This window comes from Segniliparus sp., from assembly GCF_051660745.1.
GTDB lineage: Bacteria > Actinomycetota > Actinomycetes > Mycobacteriales > Mycobacteriaceae > Segniliparus.
Genome location: NZ_JBOFQF010000042.1, coordinates 19,875 through 37,718 on the forward strand (window position 1 = coordinate 19,875; position 17,844 = coordinate 37,718).

Annotated in this window: 7 protein-coding genes; all 7 read right to left on the reverse strand. The window is 73.0% G+C overall.

Translation table 11 applies throughout. The annotated features are described in order from the left end of the window. Positions 1 to 19: 19 nt before the first annotated feature. The 7 genes from ACRC20_RS14395 to ACRC20_RS14425 are packed head-to-tail and all read right to left on the reverse strand — an operon-like array spanning position 20 to position 17,747. The gene (locus ACRC20_RS14395; RefSeq protein ID WP_438687076.1) at positions 20 to 1,336 is read right to left on the reverse strand and encodes a SidA/IucD/PvdA family monooxygenase; all 1,317 of its coding nucleotides are present in this window, start codon (positions 1,334 to 1,336) and stop codon (positions 20 to 22) included. Then, positions 1,333 to 5,481, reverse strand: a complete 4,149-nt coding sequence (locus ACRC20_RS14400) for an amino acid adenylation domain-containing protein (RefSeq protein ID WP_438687077.1) — start codon at positions 5,479 to 5,481, stop codon at positions 1,333 to 1,335. The genes ACRC20_RS14395 and ACRC20_RS14400 overlap by 4 nt, the downstream gene beginning before the upstream one ends. Beyond that, positions 5,478 to 10,310 (reverse strand): amino acid adenylation domain-containing protein, encoded by a 4,833-nt coding sequence (locus ACRC20_RS14405; protein WP_438687078.1) that lies wholly within the window; start codon positions 10,308 to 10,310, stop codon positions 5,478 to 5,480. The genes ACRC20_RS14400 and ACRC20_RS14405 overlap by 4 nt, the downstream gene beginning before the upstream one ends. Further along, positions 10,303 to 12,051: an acyltransferase domain-containing protein gene (locus tag ACRC20_RS14410; protein ID WP_438687079.1), complete on the reverse strand. Its 1,749-nt coding sequence runs from the start codon at positions 12,049 to 12,051 to the stop codon at positions 10,303 to 10,305. The genes ACRC20_RS14405 and ACRC20_RS14410 overlap by 8 nt, the downstream gene beginning before the upstream one ends. Next, a complete protein-coding gene (locus tag ACRC20_RS14415; protein ID WP_438687080.1) occupies positions 12,048 to 13,352 on the reverse strand; it encodes a polyketide synthase in 1,305 nt (434 codons plus the stop codon). Before ACRC20_RS14415 ends, ACRC20_RS14410 begins: the two co-directional genes overlap by 4 nt. Next, positions 13,349 to 14,188: a thioesterase II family protein gene (locus tag ACRC20_RS14420; protein ID WP_438687081.1), complete on the reverse strand. Its 840-nt coding sequence runs from the start codon at positions 14,186 to 14,188 to the stop codon at positions 13,349 to 13,351. Before ACRC20_RS14420 ends, ACRC20_RS14415 begins: the two co-directional genes overlap by 4 nt. Further along, the gene (locus ACRC20_RS14425; protein WP_438687082.1) at positions 14,178 to 17,747 is read right to left on the reverse strand and encodes an amino acid adenylation domain-containing protein; all 3,570 of its coding nucleotides are present in this window, start codon (positions 17,745 to 17,747) and stop codon (positions 14,178 to 14,180) included. Before ACRC20_RS14425 ends, ACRC20_RS14420 begins: the two co-directional genes overlap by 11 nt. Positions 17,748 to 17,844: the final 97 nt, after the last annotated feature.

Consider the following 17,844-nt stretch of genomic DNA (forward strand, 5'->3'; position numbering starts at 1 on the left):
AGCTGAGAAGCGGGCCCGCCTAGCGGCCCGCAGGCGGCGCCCCCAGCGCAGCGCCCTGCTGGTCGAGCCTGTCCCATGCCGCCGCGTCCTCGGCGAGCCCGCCAAGGACCCGGTCGGACAACAGGCCCAAGCAGCTGAGGTTCGGAAAACCCGGCCCTTGCGCGGGCCCCGCGAGGTTCGGCAAAAAGAGTTTCGGGCGAAGGCCCGTCACCGACAAGTCGTGTCCGATCGAAGCCTCCAGCGCCTCCTGCGTCACCGGCCAGCCGACGGCCAGCTCCATCAGGTCGAGCGCCTCCTGCGCGAACAGGTCCAAGAACCACAGCGGATGCCCGCCGACCGCGTCCACCACCAGGTCGAAACTGTGCGTCGCGTCTCCGCCGGAGGCACACAAAGCTCGCCCTTGCGAAGCGGGCGAGTCGCCAGACCCGGGGTTCCGGACCATCAGGTCAACCCGGCCGCCGTTGGCCGCCGCGTAGCCGACCCTGCCGCGCAGATGGCCGACGCGGTCGTCGCGCAGGAGCTCGCCCTGCACATGCGCCGAGAAAACTCCCCGATCCGTTCTGCGGATCAGCTCGCGGCGCTCCCCCGACGAAAGCGCCAGCCATTTCGAGGGGTCGCTGTACATGGTGTTCTCGAAATAGCTCTCGCCCCTCGTGTACACGGTCGGATTCGGGGACACGACCGTCACCACGCCGATCTCCCGGTGCTCGATCAGCTCGTTCACCACTGCGGCAGCAGTCTCGCCGCCGCCGACCACCGCGACCCGGAACGCCTCCGGCAATTCGCGGCCCATCACCAGCTGCCAGAACCTCGCGACGCTGAGCACCTGCGGGCAGTCCGGCAGCATGGACCGCTCGGCGGCGCCGGGGCCGGTCAGCATGAGCGCATCGGCCCATACAGTCGTCTCGCCGCGAATCCGCCATCTGCCGTCCTCGCACCCGATCGAGGACACCGCGCCCGGCACCACGTCCAAGTCCGCTCTGCGGGCGGCCCATCGCAGGTAGTCCGCCCACACCCGGTGCTTCGGGTTGGGCTTGCCCCGGTCCACCCAGTCCGCGAAACCGCCCTGGTCGACCAGGTACGCCTGCCAGCTGTACCGCAGCATCGGATCGGCGAGGCCTGCCCGGTACGGGAAGCCGAGGTCTTTCTCCGGGCTCGTGCCAAGGCGCTGCTGGCCGTCCGTCCACCCGCCCTCCGCAGTCCAGTGCGCGCCGACCGAGCGGGACTCCACCGCGACCACGTCAGGGGCAGGCAGGCCGAGCTCGCGCATCACGCGGGCCTTCACAGCGACGGCGACCGCTTTCGGCCCCGCTCCGACGATAGCCAGCGTGGTCATGCCTGCCTCCTGAGCGCTTGTTCCCACAGCTCGTGCAACTCGGCGATCCGCTCTTCGGCGAAGACGTCCTGGTGCCAACGCCATGTGCTCACCAGGCGCGGGCCGTCGCCGTCCTCGACTGTCGCGGCGATGAGGGCCAGCTCGTGGCGCATCGGCAGGTCCGGCTCCGGCTTCGCGAGCTGGTCCGAGATCTCCCAGTCCACGACGGCCTGCCATGGACGCTCCTGCGCCCCTGCGACCGCGATATGGCCGAGATAGTTGAACAGCACCTGCGGCTCGGGCATGAGCGGCGAGATCGACGCGAACAGCCCGACGGTCGAGGACGCGTCCCACGGCTCGTCCGGCCTGCCGTGCGACTCGACCGCCACCGCCACGGGAGCGCGCCATTGGGCGAGCGCTGAGCGCAGCGCCGCGAGGAGCCGGTCGTGCGGCGCTGTCGTCCGCGACGAGCGCACGGCGAACCGCGCGCCCGCCATCGTGTCCTGCCCTGGGCGCAGCCGCCTGCTGCCCAGCGGCGCCTCCTGCGGCTCGGGCCGCGCTTCGTCCGTGTGGGACCTCGAAACCTCTTTGGACCATTGGGCGTAGCTCGTGAGCTCGACCACCGGCGCCGGGGACTCCCCTCGTTCCAGCTCCGTCCACCACTGCGCGAGCTCGCCGAGGATGATCTGCCAGGACACCGGGTCCACCACGAGGCTGTGCACGACAAGGACGAGCCGTTCGTCCTCGGGCAGCCACACAGCCTGCAGCATGGACCCTGCTTCGGGGTCCAGCCGCTCCAGTGCGGCGCGCACCTCCCGCGTCGCGTCGTCGCCGACCCGGAGCACGTCGTCTGCCCGAACGGCTCCGACAGGCGCGGGCGACAACGTGGCCTCGGCGAGCCGGGAGCGCAGCATCGGATGGCTGTCCACGAGCAACTGGAGCAGCACGAGCAGTTGCTCCTTCGTGATCCCCGCAGGCAGACGGACGGTCTGCCATTGCCCGAACCGCCGGAACCCGCCGAACTCGACCAGCCAGCGGCCGACCGGCAGGAGCGGCGCAGGCTCGACCGGATCCGCGCAGGCGTGCGCGACGGCAGCGCTCTCGGCCTCGGCCGCGAGCGCGCGGACCGTGCCCGCCCGCATGATCATCCGGGGCGTGACGCGCACTCCCTCCCGCCTGGCCTTGCCCACCAGGGCGATGGCGGTGATGCTGTCCACGCCGAGATCGAAGAAGTCCTGGTCAGCCGAGACCGACCGGACCCCGAGCTGCTCGGCCAACAGGCCCGCGAGCAAGCGCTCTGCCTGCGTGCTCGGAGCCTCGCCCTCGGCCGCCTCAGCCCATTCCGCGAGCAACGACGCGAGCACCGCCGCGTCCAGCTTCCCGTTCGCCGTGAGCGGCAGCCGGTCGCGGACCACGATCCGCGCCGGGATCATGTAGCCGGGCAGCCGTTCCGCGAGCGCGGCGCGCAATCGCGCGCCGTCCGGCACAGCCCCGTCCCTCAGCACCACGCAGGCGGCGAGAACCAGCCCGCCGGCGACTGAGGCATGAACACCGTGCCCGCCGGCGACTGAGGCATGAACACCGTGCCCGTTCGGCCGCGCCACAGCCGTCACAGCGGCGGCGCGCACCTGCGGCAACGCCAGCAGGGCCGCCTCGACCTCGCCGATTTCGATCCGGTGGCCCCGGATCTTCACCTGCTCGTCCGCCCGCCCGAGGCATTGCACCGCGCCGGAGGAGAGCCTCCGGGCGAGATCGCCGGTGCGGTACATCCGCGCGCCGGGCAGGAACGGGTCGGCGACGTACCGCTCGGCGGTTCGCCCAGGGTTCGCTGCGTAGCCACGGGTCAGCTGCTCGCCCGACAGGTACAGCTCCCCCACCACGCCGTCCGGGACGAGGCGCAGCCCGGAGTCCAGAACGTACGCGGCCATCCCCCGTGTCGGGCGGCCGATCACCGGCTCGGCATGCTCCGCGACGGCGGCGACCAGCGCCTCCACCGTCGTCTCGGTTGGCCCGTAGCAGTTGTGCGCGGCGGTGGCAGGGAGGGCCGCGAGCCGCTCCCACTGGGCGGGGCTGAGCGCCTCGCCGCCGAGCGCGAGCACCGCGAGCTGCGGCAGATCGAGCTGGGAAAGCATCGACGGCGACGTGTCGATCATGTCGAGGCCGCGCTCGGCGATCCCGGCGGCCAGGCGCTGCGCGTCGCGCATCTCCTCCTCGCCGAAAAGGTGCACGGCGTGCCCGCCCAGCAGCCCCGCGAGCGGCTGCCACGAGGCGTCGAAGCTCAACGACCAAGCGTGCGCGATCTTGAGCGGCCTGCCGAGACGCTCCTGGGCGGGGCGCAGCATCCGCTCCCCGTGGTCGCGGACGTAGCCCACGAGCGCCCGATGCGTGCCGACGACGCCTTTCGGCTCGCCGGTGGAGCCAGACGTGAAGATCACGTATGCGGCCTGGTCGGGGTGGACGCGGACCGGCTCCATCGCGGGCCCCTCGAAGCCAAGGACGCCCTCGTCGAGCACCAGCGACGGCGCGGCCTGGCGCAGGATGGACTCGATCCTGGCCTTCGGCAGCGCGGGGTCCACCGGCACATACGCGGCTCCGGCGGCGAGCACGCCGAAAATCGCGACGACGAACTCCGGCGAACGCGGCAGGCGCAGCGCGACGACAGACTCCTGCCCGACGCCGCGCATGGCGAGCCAGCCCGCGATCCGCGCGGCCCGCTGTGCGAGCTCCCGGTAGGTGAGCGATCCCCCCGACCACGACAGCGCCACCGCGTCGGGGGTCTTGTCGGCCTGCGCCCACAGGAGCTGCGCGACGCCTGCCCGCTCGGGCGGAAGGCCGGGGACAGCGCTCGCCACGAGGATCCGCTGGCGCTCCCCCGGCAGCAGCACGTCCAGATCGTCGGGGCTGTTGTCGGCGCGCGCGGGCAACTGCCGCACGACCGAGAGCAGCCGCTCGACCAGCTGCCGCGCGTCCACCGGCAACGCGCCGGGCGCCGCCTCGGCGGTGACGACCAATCGGCCTTGGTGGACGAGCGGCACGATCGCGAGCGGGTAGTGCGCGAGGCTCTCCATCTCCACCGGGCGCAGCCGAGCCCCGTCGGCCAGCTCGACCACGGCGGTCGCGTCGCCGAGCGGCGCGTTCTCGTACACGAACAGCGTGTCGAAGAGCGCGCCTTGGCCGCACGCCCGCTGCACCTCGGACAGGCTCAGGTGGCCGACATCGCGCAAGGCGGCCGACTCGCGCTGCAGCTGGGCGCACTGTTCGAGGGCCGAGCGCGCCGGATCGACCCGGATCCGCGACGGGACCGTGTTGATGAACAGGCCCACCATGGACTCCACGCCCGCGACGGCCTCGGGCCTGCCGGAGACGACCGAGCCGAACACCACGTCCGCGCGGTCGGCCAGCCTGCCGAGCAGCACGGCCCAGGCGTATTGCACGACCGTGCTCATCGTCAGCCCGTTCGACCTCGCCCAGGCGGCGATCCGCTCGGTCTCCGCCTCGTCCAACGCGAGCGTCGTCTTCTCCGGGACCGCGCCTGCCCGTTCGCCGCCCGCGGCGAGCATGAGCGGGGCCGCCCCGGCGAGGTGCTCGCGCCAGACGCGCAGCGCCGCCTCGTGGTCCTGGTCCGCCAGCCAGCCGATGTAGTCGCGGTACGGCCGGGGCTCGGGCAGCTCCTGCCCCTGGTAGAGCGCGACGAGCTCCTGGAAGAAGACTGCCATCGCCCAACCGTCCATGAGGATGTGGTGCGCGGTCACGATCAGCCTGCGGCGGCCGCCCGGCAGCGCGAGCAGCACGAGGCGCAGGGCGGGGCCGCGCTCGAGGTCGAAGGGCTCGCGCCGCTCGGCGAGCGCGATCTCGTCCAGCTCCTCCGGCGAGGCCGCGCGCTCCCGCCAGGGCAGCGTCGCCCGGTCCGGGACGATCTGCACCGGCTTCGGCAGATCGCGGTCCCAGAACGAGGCCCTCAGGTTCGGGTGGCGGTCGAGCAAGGCCTGGGCGCTGCGGCGCAGGCGGTCCGCGTCCAGCGGGCCCTCGACATCGACGACGAGCTGCATCGTGTAGAGGTCGACCCCGCCCTCCGCGAGCTTCGCGAGGGCGAACAGCCCGGCTTGCATCGGGCTGAGCGCGAGCACGTCATCGATGCGGGCGGGCGCGGTCTGGGAGGCGGTCATAGGGCTGCCTCCCACGACTCGGCCAACGAGGCCAGCACGTCCTCGGAGAGGCCTGAGACACTCATCGGCGCGTGGCCCCGGTCGGCGCTGCGCTCGGACGAGTGGCCTGCCTCGTCCACGGCGGCGGCGAGGTCGGCGAGGGCGTGGTGCTCGAAGACCAGCTGCGGCGTGAGCGCCAACCCCGCGTCGTTCGCCCGCCTGGCCCATTGGACCGAGAGGACGCTGTCCCCGCCGAGCGCGAAGAACCCGTCGCCCCGACGGATGCCGTCGATCTCCAAAAGCTCTTCGAGCAGTGTCGCGAGCACGCGCTCGGTCGGTGTCTGCGGCGGACTGTCGTCGTGCTCCTCGGCAGCTGCCTGAGCAGGCTCGGGGGCCGCGCCGAAGCACGCGCCGACCCGCTCGTCCGGCTCGCCTGCGAACGTCTCCAGCACGCGGAGCAGCTCCGCGAGGAGGCGCTGCGCCGTCGCGCGCTCGTACAGGTCGGCGTTGTAGACCACTCCTGCCGAGAGCCCCTCGGACGAGGTGAAGAAGTTGAAGCTCAGGTCCAGGTACGCGGTGTCGAAGGGCAGCCGGAGGAGCTCCGCCTCGACCTCGCCGCCGAACGAGGGCAGCGCGGCCCCGGACTCGCGGTAGTGCAGCATCACCTGGAACAGCGGGTTGTGCGAGCGCGAGCGCGGCGGGCTGATCGCCTCGACGAGCCGTTCGACCGGCAGGTCCTGATGCTGGTACGCGGCGAGGGCGACCTCCCGAGACCGGCGGACGAGCTCCCTGGCGGTCGGATCGCCGGAGACGTCGGCGCGCAGCACCACCATATTGGCGAACACACCGACCAAACCGCTCGTCCCGAGGTCCGCGCGGCCCGCGACCGGTGCGCCGACCGGGATGTCCGCGCCCGCGCCGAACTGGCGCAACACGAGCGCCACAGCCGCGTGCAGCGCCATGAACTCGCTGGCCGACTCGGCCCGGGCCAGATCGCGCAGCCGCCGGACGACATCACGGGGAACCTCGGCCTCGACCGCGCCGCCCGCGAAGCCGAGCACGGCGGGGCGCGGCTTGTCGTGCGCCACGTCGAGCCGCCTCGGCGCGCCCGCGAGCGCGCCGGTCCAGTAGTCCAGGTGCTCGCCGGACTCCAGCAGCTGCCTCTGCCACAGCGCGAAGTCCGCGTACTGCGCCGCGAGCGGCTCCCATGCGGGCGCGAAGCCCCGGACCCTGGCCTGGTACGCGGCGCTCAGGTCCGCGAAGAGGACCCCGGCCGACCAGTGGTCGGCGGCGATGTGGTGGACCACGGTCGTGAGCATGTGCTCCTGCGGGCCGACGCGCACGAGCTCGGCTCGGATCGGCGGCTCGGCGGCGAGGTCGAAGACATGGTCGCGGACCCCGGTCGAGAACGCGAACGGAACGGGGTCGCCCACGAGCTGGTACGGGGCGCCATCCACGTCCGGGAACGTCGTGCGCAGCACTTCGTGGCGGCGGATCACGTCCCCGAACGCCGCGGCGAGGGCTTCCGCGTCCAACGGGCCTGTCAGCCGCGCCGCGAACGGGATGTTCAGTATCGTCCCGCCGCCGAGGCGCTGCTGGAACCAGATGGCCAGCTGCGCGTGCGACAAGGGCGGGCGCTGCGGCCTTGGACGTCTCTCGAGCGCCTCCCCCGCCGAGGACCGGCGGCAGGTGGCGAGGACCGCCGCGAGCTCCGCCGGGGTCGGCGCGTCGAACGGCGCCCGCACGGCCAGCTCCACGCCGAACTCGGCCCGGATCCGCGCGACCAGCCGGGTGGCGAGCAACGAATGCCCGCCGAGGTCGAAGAACGAGTCGTCCGCGCCGACCCGGGGCGTGCCGAGCACGCCCGCGAAGATCTCGGCGAGCCTGCGCTCGTCCTCGGTCTCGGGCTCGCGGAACTCTGCCGCAGGCTCGATCTGCGGCTCGGGCAGCGCCCGGCGGTCGAGCTTCCCGCTCGGGGCGAGCGGTATCGCGTCCACCGCCATCACGACGGCGGGGCGCATCGAGACGGGCAGCACTGTGGCCGCTTGGGCTTTCACCTGTGCGGGGTCGAATGCGCCGGAGCTCGGGACCGCGTACGCGACCAGCGCCCGTCCAGCGCCTGGCAGATCGGCCGCGACGACGACGCATTGCGCCACGGCGGGGTGGGCCGCCACGGCGGCGGCCACCTCGCCGAGCTCGATGCGGAAGCCCCGGATTTTGACCTGCTCGTCCGCCCTGCCGACGAACTCCAGCTGGCCTGCGGCGTTGCGCCTGGCGAGGTCGCCGGTGCGGTACATCCGCGCGCCGGGCAGGAACGGGTCGGCCACGAACCGCTGCGCCGTGAGCGCGGGCGCGCCGAGATAGCCGCGGGCAAGGTGCTCGCCGCCGAGGTAGATCTCGCCGACCACGCCTTGCGGGACCAGCTCGAGGGCTTCGTCTAGGAGGTACGCGCGGGCCCCCGCTAGCGGCGCGCCGATCGGGACCGCTCCGGCCCCGGAAGGACAGCAGCCGAGCTGGCCGGTGGCGCACACCACTGCCTCGGTCGGCCCGTAGAAGTTGTCGAGCTCGACCCCCCACAGGGCGCTCGCCTTGGCCGCGAGCTCCCCGCCGAGGGCTTCGCCGCCGACCGGCACCCGGCGCAGGGTCCGCAACGCGCCCGCCTCTGGCAGCGCGAGCACCGCGTCGAGCAGCGACGGGACCATGTGCATCACCGTCACGCCGTGCCGCGCGACGAGGGCGGCGAGCGCCGGGACGTCCGTCGCGGTCCCCGGTTCGGGGACCACCACTCGCCCGCCCGCGACGAGCGGCACGAAGATCTCGGACAACGAGGCGTCGAAGCTGACCGAGGCCAGCTGGACCAGCCGGTCGTCCGGGCCGATCCCGTAGCTGCGCGACATCGCGCTGGTGTGCGCGGCGATCTCCCGGTGCGCCACCGCCACGCCCTTCGGCCGCCCGGTCGAGCCGGAGGTGTACACGATGTAGGCCAAGTTCTCCGGCCGCAACGGGCGGACCCGATCCGCGTCGGCGAGGTCGTGGTCGGGGAGGCCTGCGGCTTCCGCCTGCGCCTCGGCCAGGGCATCGGCGTCGAGCACCAGCGCCGCCCGCGCGTCCGCGAGCATGTGCTCGATCCGCTCCGCCGGGTAGGCGGGGTCCACCGGCAGGTACGCCCCGCCCGCTTTGAGCACGGCGAGGACCGCCGTGGTGAACTCGGGCGAGGCGCCGACGCGCAGCGCCACCACGTCCTCGGCCCCGATTCCCCTGCCTGCCAGCCACCGTGCGAGCCGGTTCGCGCGGGCGCCCAGCTCGCGGTAGCTCAGCTCGCCCCGGTCCCAGGCCAGCGCGACCGAGTCCGGGGCCGCGGCGGTCTGCTGCTCGACCAGCACGTGCAGCAGGTTCGCGTCGCGGGGCGCGGGCTCGCCGCAGGAGCACGCGATCTCGTCTGCGCGTTCCTCGCCGAACAGGTCGATCTGCCGCAGCGGTCGGTCCGGCTCGGCGAGCGCGTTCGCGAGGAGCCGCAGGTAGCGGCGGGCGAATCCGGCAGCGACCTCGTCGGGCACGATATCGGCGCGGTGCTCCACCTCGATCAGCGCTCCCCCTGCGGCGCGCTCCACGGCGACCGACAGCGGCAACTGCGTCGCGGGCGAGCGCAGGTCGACCCGCTCGGCGGACATCCCGCCGAGGCGCAGCCCCAGGTCCGCGTTTCGGACGCTGAACCCGAGACGCGCGGCTTCCGCCGTCCCCGGGGCCCCGACGGACACCGCTTCGCTCAGATCGAGGTCCTGATGTGCGAACCCGCCGAGGCATTTCTCGCGCACTCGCGCCACGAGCGAGCGCAGCGAGTCGTGCGGGCCCGCCGCGAGGCGCAGCAGCAGCACATTGCCGAAGTAGCCGATCCGCGCCCCGGCCCCGCCCTGGCCGCCGACCGGGACCGCGACATAGAACTCGTCGTCGCTGTTCCCCTCGTACCTGTTCCCCTCGTACGCGGGGCAATGCCTGCGCGCCGCCGCCGCGAACGCGGCGAGGAGCACCATGAACGGCGTGGCCCCCGCTTCCTTGGCGACCTCTTCCAGCCGAGCCATCAGCTCCGCCGAGGCTGCGACCTGGTGCCTGCCCGCGCGCGGCGACGTGTCGCCGACACCGCCTGCCGCCCCCGGCAGCTCCAACGGCTCGGGGAGCGCGGCGAGCTCGCCGCGCCAGTGCTCGACGCTCTGCGCGGAGGCTGCCCGCGCGGGCGGCTCCGGCGCGAGCGCGGGCAATGCGGCCCCGCAGTACGCGGCGTCCAGATCATGGAAGAACACCGACCACGAGTCGTCGTCCCATGCAATGTGGTGGGCGGTCAGCGCCAGGACGTGCTCGTCCGCTGCGAGCCGGAACACGCCGACGCGCAGCGGCGACTCGGCGGACAAGTCGAAAGGCCTGGCGAAATCCCGTCGCGCGAGCACCTTGAGGCGCTGTGCCCGCGCCTGATCGGGCAGATCGGCGAGGTCGTGCAGCACGAATGCCGGAGCGAGGTCGGCGCGGACCTCGGCCTGCGGCTCGCCGTCCGCGCCCAGCCCGTAGACGGTGCGCAGGACCGCGTGCCGCTCGGCGACCGCCGCAACGGCGCCGCGCAACGCCTCGGGATCGAGCCCGCCGACCAGGCGGAAGCCGAGACAGACATTGAGGACGCCCGACTGCGGGTCTTGGCTCTGCGCCAGCCACATGCGGCGTTGCCCCGCCGTCAGTGTCGAGGCCTGCCGGGCCTGCTCTGTCTCGGCGGGCGGCTGCGCCGCGATGGCGGGCGCGACGCCCCGCTCGGCGAGTCGCTGCCGCATGAGATCTCGGCGGCGCTCCAACAGGTCCTCAGGCATACGCCACCTCCGTGTGCGACTGTGTTGTTTGCATGTGTGTTTGCGTCATCATCTCCACGACCTCGTCGAGCGAGGCCCCGGCCATCAGCGCCGTGAGCGGCACTTCCCGCCCGAACCTCTCCTGCACCCGTTTGCGCAGCTCCAGTGCCTGCATCGAGTCGAGGCCGAGCAGCACCAGCGGCTCGGAGCCGTCAAGCTCGAAATCCTCCTCGCCCGCCCCCATCACGCGCGTCACCTCGGCCCGCACGAGCTCGGCCAGCTCCTCCGGCCCGAGCGCCCGCGCGGCGGCCTCGGGAGCGGGATCCGAGATCAGAGCCTGCGGCGCGGGCCCCGAGAGCTCCTCCGCCTTCGCCTGAGGAGCAGGCGCGACCGGCGCAGCAGGCGCGTGCGCCCAGAGCTTGAGTTTCTGCATCCGCACGGGCGGGAAGCCCGGCAAGGGCGCGCGGCCGGGCCAGGCGGGCCATGGGAACTTCGGGTCGCCGACTGCGACAGCCACGACATTGCGAGTGAACTCGCCCAGGTCCTCCGTAGTGCGCCGGGACGTGCCGACGACCACGGGCGGCTTCGCGGGCCGCGCCGCATGCGCGGTCTCCAGCATCGCGAGCAGCAGCATCGGGTGCTCGGAGATCTCGACGAACACCTCGACGCCGAGCTCGACGGCTTTCGCGACCGCGAGGTCGAACCGCACGACGTTGCGCAAGGTCCGGAACCAGTACTCGGCGCTGTCGGCCCCTTCGGGGAGCGCGTCGCCGGTGCAGCCGCCGACGCAGGGCGTCGGGGAGCCGAGCAGCTCGGGATGTTCGAGCCTGCCCGCGAAGGCATCGGACCACGCCTCCCGGAACTGGTTCACCATCGAGATATGCGCCGGGTAGGGGACCCGGATCTGGCGGGCGAACACACCTGCGCCTTGGGCCTCGGCCACGATCCGCGCCACCGTCTGCTCGTCGCCCGAGAGGCCGACGAGATGCGCCGAATTCACCACGGAAACCTCTGCCCAGCCGGGCTGGCGGGCGATGAGCGCCTCGCAGGCCTCGCGGTCCACGCCGAGGACCGCCATGGCGAACCCGTCGGCGATCAACCGCTCGATCAGCTCGGCGCGCAGCATGACCACGGTGATCGCGTCGCGCAGGCCGATCATGCCCGCGACGTGCGCGGCGACCAGCTCACCGAGGCTGTGGCCAACCGTCGCCCCCGGCTCGACGCCCGCCGCGCGCCACATCGCGGTCAACCCCATCATTTGGAGGAACAGCGCGGGCTGGACGACGCGGGCCGAGCCGCCGAGGTCCGGGCCCCGGTCGAGGAGGTAGTCCAACGGGGAGATCCCGAAGCACTCCTGGAAGACGCGGTCGCACCGATCGGTTTCGGCCCGGAACGCCTCCGACCGCTCGTAGCAGACCTTGCCCATCCCCCGGCGCTGGTTGCCCTGGCCCGGGTAGACGAAGGCGACTTTGGGCGAGCCGGACCCCGAGGCAACGACAGTCCCCGGAGCCTCGCCGTCCGCCGCGAACGCGCGCAGCGCGGCGATCAGCCCGTCCCGGTCCTTCGCGGCCACGAGGGCGCGGTGCCTGCGGATCGGGCGGGTCGCGGCGAGGGCCGAGGCGACCTCGGCGGGGCCGACGTCCTCGTGCGCCTCGAGGTACGCGCAGATCGACGCGGCCTCCTCGCGCAGAAGCTCCTCGACATGGGACGAGAGCAGCACCGGGACGCTCCCGTCCGGGAGCCTCGTCGTTTCGGCGGTCATTTCGCCTCCTTGTGGACCGGCATGGCGACGACCGCGTGCGCGTTCGTGCCGCTCAGCCCGAACGAGGAGACCGCGCCGTAACGCGTCCCGCCCGCAGGCTCCCACGGCTCGAGGCCCTCCGCGAGGCGCATCCCGCCCCGCGCCCAGTCGAACGCGGTCGTCGGCGTGTCCGCGTACCTGGTCGGGGCGATCTGGCCTTTCGCTCCGCAGAGGAGCACCTTGGCGAGGCCGAGCGCGCCCGAGGCGGCCTGCGCGTGCCCGATGTTGGACTTGAGCGAGCCGAGGGCCGTCGGCTCGGAGCCGTAGACGCTCTGCAGCGCGGCGAGCTCGACCGGGTCGCCGAGCGCGGTCGCGGTGCCGTGGCCCTCGACCAGCCCGACCGAGGCCGCGGGGATCGCGGCGTTGCCGAGCGTCCTGCGGATCAGCCGCTCCTGCGCGGCTGCGCTGGGGGCGGCGATGTTCGCGCCCCGACCGCAATGGCCGACGCCGACCGAGCGGATCTCCCCGTGCACGCGCCGCCCGGCCGAGATCGCCCGCGACTTCGGCTCGAGCAGGAAGATCCCGGCTCCTTCGCCCCAGAGCGTCCCGTTCGCCCCGTCCGAGTAGGACCGGCAATGCCCGTCTGGCGAGAGCGCGCCCTGCTTGGCGAACTCGAAGAACGCGCCGGGGCCGCCCATGACGCTCACCCCTCCCGCGAGCGCCCAGTCGCAGTCGCCCGCGCGGATCGCGCTCACCGCCAGTCCGATCGCGGTGAGCGAGGAGGCGCAGATCGTGTCGACGGTGAGGGAGGGGCCGACCGCGCCGAGATGGTGGGAGACCCGCCCCGCGACGGCTCCGAGCGAGGTCCCCAGCGCGAGGTGGCCGCTGTGCTCGTTGACCATGTCCGCGAACATCCCGTAGCCGCTGACGTACGCCCCGAGGTAGCAGCCGAGGTCTTCGCCTGCGAGCGAGCCCGGGTTGACCCCGGCGTGCTCCAGCGCGCGCCACGCGACCCGCAGCGCGACCCGCTGCTGCGGGTCCATCGCGGCCGCCTCGCGCGGGGAGATCCCGAAGAACGCGGGGTCGAACTCCGCCGCGCCGTCGAGGAAGCCGCCCGCGTCGCAGACCGCCCCCCAGCCGTCGAGCCGCCCCAGCGCGAGGAGCTCGCCGACCGGCCAGCCCCGGTCTCTCGGGAACGGCGTGATCGCCTCTCGGCCCCCGGCGATGAGGGACCAGAACCCGTCGAGGCTGTCGACCCCGCCGGGAGTCTCGACGGCGAAGCCGGAGACGACGACGGGGTCCCGGTCGTCGTGGCCGGTCATGAGACGAGCTCCTCGGCGCCGGCCGACTCGGCGCCCGCCAGTTCGTGGACGATCTGGGGCCAGTGTCCGTTGACGAAGAAATGCCCGCCCGGGAACTGGCGGACGCGGAATCCGGGGCCGCTGTGGACCGACCACGCCCGCAGCCCGCCCATGGGGACCATATGGTCGTCCTCGCCGCCGAACGCCATGATCGCGGCGGCAATCGCGGCGCTCGGCGGCGAGCAGGCGTACGCGTCGAACGCCGCGTAGTCCTTCTTCACCACGGGCAGCGCCATCCGCAGCAGCTCCTGGCTCGCCAGGACGTTGTCCGCCATCCCGTCGAGCGCGACGAGGTGGTCGAGGATCGCTTGGTCGTCCTGCGGATGCGGCGGCAGGGCTTCGACGAGGTGCGGGGCAGTCGAGGCGGTGGCGCACAGCGTTCGCGGACGCAGCCCGGCACGCTCCGCGAGGCGGGCGAACTCGAACGCGACCAGCGCGCCCATGCTGTGTCCGACAAGCGTCATCCCGTCGCCGCGCCCCGACCATGGGGAGGATTCGAACGCGGTGAAGGCTCCGGCGGCGATCTCCGGAAGGGTCGCGAGGGCGGGCTCCTGCGCCCGGTCCTGGCGGCCGGGGTACTGGAAGAGCACGACCTCGAAGTCGCCCTTCGCGGCCTGGGACAGCGAGCGGTACGCGGAGGCCCCGCTGCCCGCGTGCGGGAACACCAGGAGCAATGGCAGCTCGCTGCCGGGCTTGTGGCGGTGCTCTGTCTCTGCCGCCGACGGGCGGTGGCGGTGCTCTGTCTCTGCCGCCGACGGGCGGTGGAATTGCCTGATCCAACCGGCGTTAACGGGCATAGCTGTTCTCCTCGTCGACCTGGGCCGCGTTGATCTGGGCCATGACTTCGTCCGCCGACATGGCGGCGACTTCGAGATAGATCTCGGCGACTTGTTCGAGCCGCTCCGGGCCCTCCTCCCGCTCCGCCAGCCTGCGGGCGAGGCCTGCGACGGTGCGCGCGGCGAAGAAGTCGGCGACAGAGGCCGAGGGCGCGTCGAGCCATTCGCGGATCCGCGCCACCGCCTTGATCGCGAAGACCGAGTCGACCCCGAAGCGGAAGAAGTCCTCGTCCACGCCGATTCGCCGGTCGAGCACCTCGTGCAGGACATGCGCGAGCGCCGCTTCGAGCCTGGTGCGCGGCGCCGTCTCGCCCGACTCGGGCCCGACCTCCTCCGCCAGCCTGCGCGCGGCCGCCCGGTCGAGCTTCCCGACCAAGGTCAGCGGCATCTCGTCGACGACAACGACCGTCTCGGGGATCATGTGCGCGGGCAGCTCGTGTTCCAGCGCGGCGCGCACCCGCGCGGCGTCGAGAGCATCCGCAGGCCCGGCTTCTCGGGACCCGGCTTCTCGGGAAACAATGGCCGCGAGCCTGGTCGCCGTCTTTCCCGACACGACCGCCTCCAACGTGACGGCCACCGCCCGTGCCACGCCGGGGACGCGGCGCAGCGCGGTCTCCACGTCGCCGAGCTCGACGCCGTAGCCGCGCACTTTGACCCGGTGGTCCGCGCGCCCGACGAATTCGATGGTCCCGTCCGGCCAGGACCGCACGAGGTCGCCGGTGCGGTACCACCGCTCGCCGCCCTGGCGGACGAACCGCTCGGCAGTGCGCTCGGGATCGCCCCGGTAGCCGTTGGCGATCCCCTCGCCGCCGACCCAGTACTCCCCCACCGCCCAGTCCGGGCAGTCCTCGCCGCGCGGATTCACCACGCGGCACGCGACCCCGGCGAGCGGGGCGCCGAACGGGATGGACCGCCAGTGCGCGGGCGGGTCCGTCGTCTCGTGCGCTGTGGAGTGGATCGCCGTCTCGGTCGCCCCGCCGAGGCCCGCGAAACGCGTCCGAGGGGCTCGGGCGCGCAACCTGCGCGGCAGATCCGCGCTCACCCAGTCGCCGCCCGCGAGCACAGCGCGCAGCGACGGGAGCGGGCCGGTCGAGGCGTCGAGCAGCAGGTCGAGCCAGCCGGGCATCCAGCCGAGGTACGTGACCTCGTGCTCGCGGATCAGCTCCGCCCACAGCGCAGGCTCGCGGCGCGAGGCCTCATCGACGACGACGACCGACCCGCCTGCCGAGAGCATGCCGAAAAGGTCGAACACCGACCAATCGCACTCCAGCGGCGAGAGGGACAAACATCGGTCCGCCCCCGTGATCGCGAATTTGTCCACAACAGCCGCGATGGTGTTCATCGGCGCCCCGTGGCGCAGCTCGACGCCTTTGGGCACGCCGGTCGAGCCGGAGGTGAACAGCACGTAGGCAAGGTCGTCCGAGGTCGCGGGCACCGGCTGCGGCAGCGGCCTGCAGTGCAGGGCCGCCCGCGCGATCTCGACGGCGGGCACGTCCGGGGCGCACTGGTCCGCCGCCGTCTCGACGATGGCCGCCCGCGCCCCTGCGGCGCGCGACATCTGCTGGCGGCGCGCGAGCGGCTGGTCGACTCCGACCGGGACGTACACGCCGCCCGCCGCGAGGACGCCGAGGAGCGCAGGCGTTTGCGCGGCCCCTTTGGGCAGGGCGACCGCGACCGCGTCGCCGCGCCTGACCCCCATGTCCACGAGCGCGCCCGCGACCGCGAGCGCTTGCCCGCGCAGCTCGCCGTAGCTGACGGACGTGCCGTCCTGCGCGATCACGGCGACCGCGTCGGGGTCCTCTTCGGCCCGCTCGAAGAAACCGCCGTGCAGCGTCTGCCCAGAACCCCGAGAAGGCGCGAGACCGGGTGCGCGCAGCGCTTCGCGCACCGCCCGCTGCTCCTGCGGCAACGCCCCGGCGCCAGACGGCGCCGACCAATGCGCCGGGTCGTCCGCGAGCCGGTCGACTTCGGCCGCGTACCAGGCGAACATCGCCTCGGCCACGCCTGGGCGAAGGCGCGGCTCGCGCACGTCCCAGTTCAGCAGCAACCCGCCCGAGACCTCCGTGACCTGCGCGTCGAGCGCCACTTGCGGGCCCTGCGAGATGATGTGCACCGGGTTGCCGAATGCTTGGGCCGTCGATTCCGCGAACAGCTCGCCCAAACCGATCGCGCTCGTGTACACCACGTCGGCGAGCACCTGTTCGCCGTGCAAGCGGCTGAGGTCGCGCAACACGGAGAGCCCCGCGTACGCGCTGTGCGCGGCGGCTGTGTGGAAGGCCCGCTGCACCGCGTTGGCGCGCTCGCCGACCGTCGCGGGCTGCGAGAGGTCGACATCGAGCAGCACCGACGAGGTGAAGTCGCCGACCACGAGGTCGAGGCCCTCCGAAGCCTCCCTGGTGAACAACGGCAGGTTGAGCAGGAACTTCGAGTTCGCGGACCAGTTGCCGACCGCCGCCGCGAAGACCGACGCGAGCGCCATCGCCGGGGTGACCCCGTGCTCGTGGCAGCGGGCGTACAGCGCAGCTTTTCGCTCGGGGCCGACCCAGTGGTGGTGGCGGACCGTGCGCGCGTCCGGCGCGTGGTCCGACCCGTCCACGACGGGCAGCTGCGGCGGCGAGGGCATCTCGTCGAGCCGCTGCGCCCACCAGAGCCGGTCGGCCTCGGCGGCTTCGTCGCGGGCGGCGAGCCGCCCGACAAGGTGCTGGCGGAACGTGCGCTGGAGCTTTTCGAGCGGCGCTCCCCGGTAGAGCGCGGCGAGGTCGGCGACCAGCACGCGGTAGCTCATCGCGTCGGCGGCGACCATGTCGACGTCCAGGCACAGCCTGCTCCGCGCGCCCGGGGCCGCGGGCAGCGGCGGCAATGAGACGAGGAGGACGTCGATCACCTGCCCCTCGTGCACCGCGAGCCGCTGGCAGCTCTTGGCCGCGCGGATCTCGGCGAGCCGGAGCCGCGCCTCGTCCTCGCCCGCCTCGCGCAAGTCCACAGCGGCGAAAGCGGGCTTCGCCAGGCTCGGCAACACCCGCTGCGTGCCGTCGGGCAGGATCTGGGCCCGCAGCATGGGGTGGCGCTGGACGAGCTGGTCCACGGCGGCGGCGAGGCGGTACGGGTCGAGCCCGGCGCCGTCGAACTCGACGTAGAGATGCGCGGCGACGCCGCCGAGGCGTTGGCCGCCGTCCCGGCCCGCCCATTGCGCGTGCTGCATCGGGGCGAGCGGGAATGCCGCTGCCTCCTCCTCGGCCTCTTCCGCCTGCTGCTCGGGCGCGGGCGCCGACCGCGAAACGAGCCTCGGCGCGGCGCGCAGAATCTCGTGCCAGCGCTCCAAGGTCGGGCTCGCGGCGAGCTCCGCGAACCCGACCGCGAAGCCCTGTTTGCGCCAGCTGCCCGCGAGCGACATCATGCGGATGGAGTCGAGCCCCGAGGCGATGAGGTCGCTGTCCTCCGTCAACGATCCGACGGGCTTCCCCAGCACGCGGGCCACCTGGTCGCGAATGTCCTCCAAGGCGATCGGCGGCTCGGTCACATCTACTCCTTCGGCTTCTTCGGCGGTGAGTCGAGAGGCAAGCCTAACATAGGGTAGCCTTGCTTTTGTTTGGGTAGCCTTGCTTAATCAGAATGGA

Bases quoted from the DNA above. Each gene is read 5' to 3' on its own strand.
- ACRC20_RS14410 (WP_438687079.1), bottom strand. From the start codon at position 12,051: ATGACCGCCGAAACGACGAGGCTCCCGGACGGGAGCGTCCCGGTGCTG.
- ACRC20_RS14420 (WP_438687081.1), bottom strand. From the start codon at position 14,188: ATGCCCGTTAACGCCGGTTGGATCAGGCAATTCCACCGCCCGTCGGCG.
- ACRC20_RS14395 (WP_438687076.1), bottom strand. From the start codon at position 1,336: ATGACCACGCTGGCTATCGTCGGAGCGGGGCCGAAAGCGGTCGCCGTC.
- ACRC20_RS14415 (WP_438687080.1), bottom strand. From the start codon at position 13,352: ATGACCGGCCACGACGACCGGGACCCCGTCGTCGTCTCCGGCTTCGCC.
- ACRC20_RS14400 (WP_438687077.1), bottom strand. From the start codon at position 5,481: ATGACCGCCTCCCAGACCGCGCCCGCCCGCATCGATGACGTGCTCGCG.
- ACRC20_RS14405 (WP_438687078.1), bottom strand. From the start codon at position 10,310: ATGCCTGAGGACCTGTTGGAGCGCCGCCGAGATCTCATGCGGCAGCGA.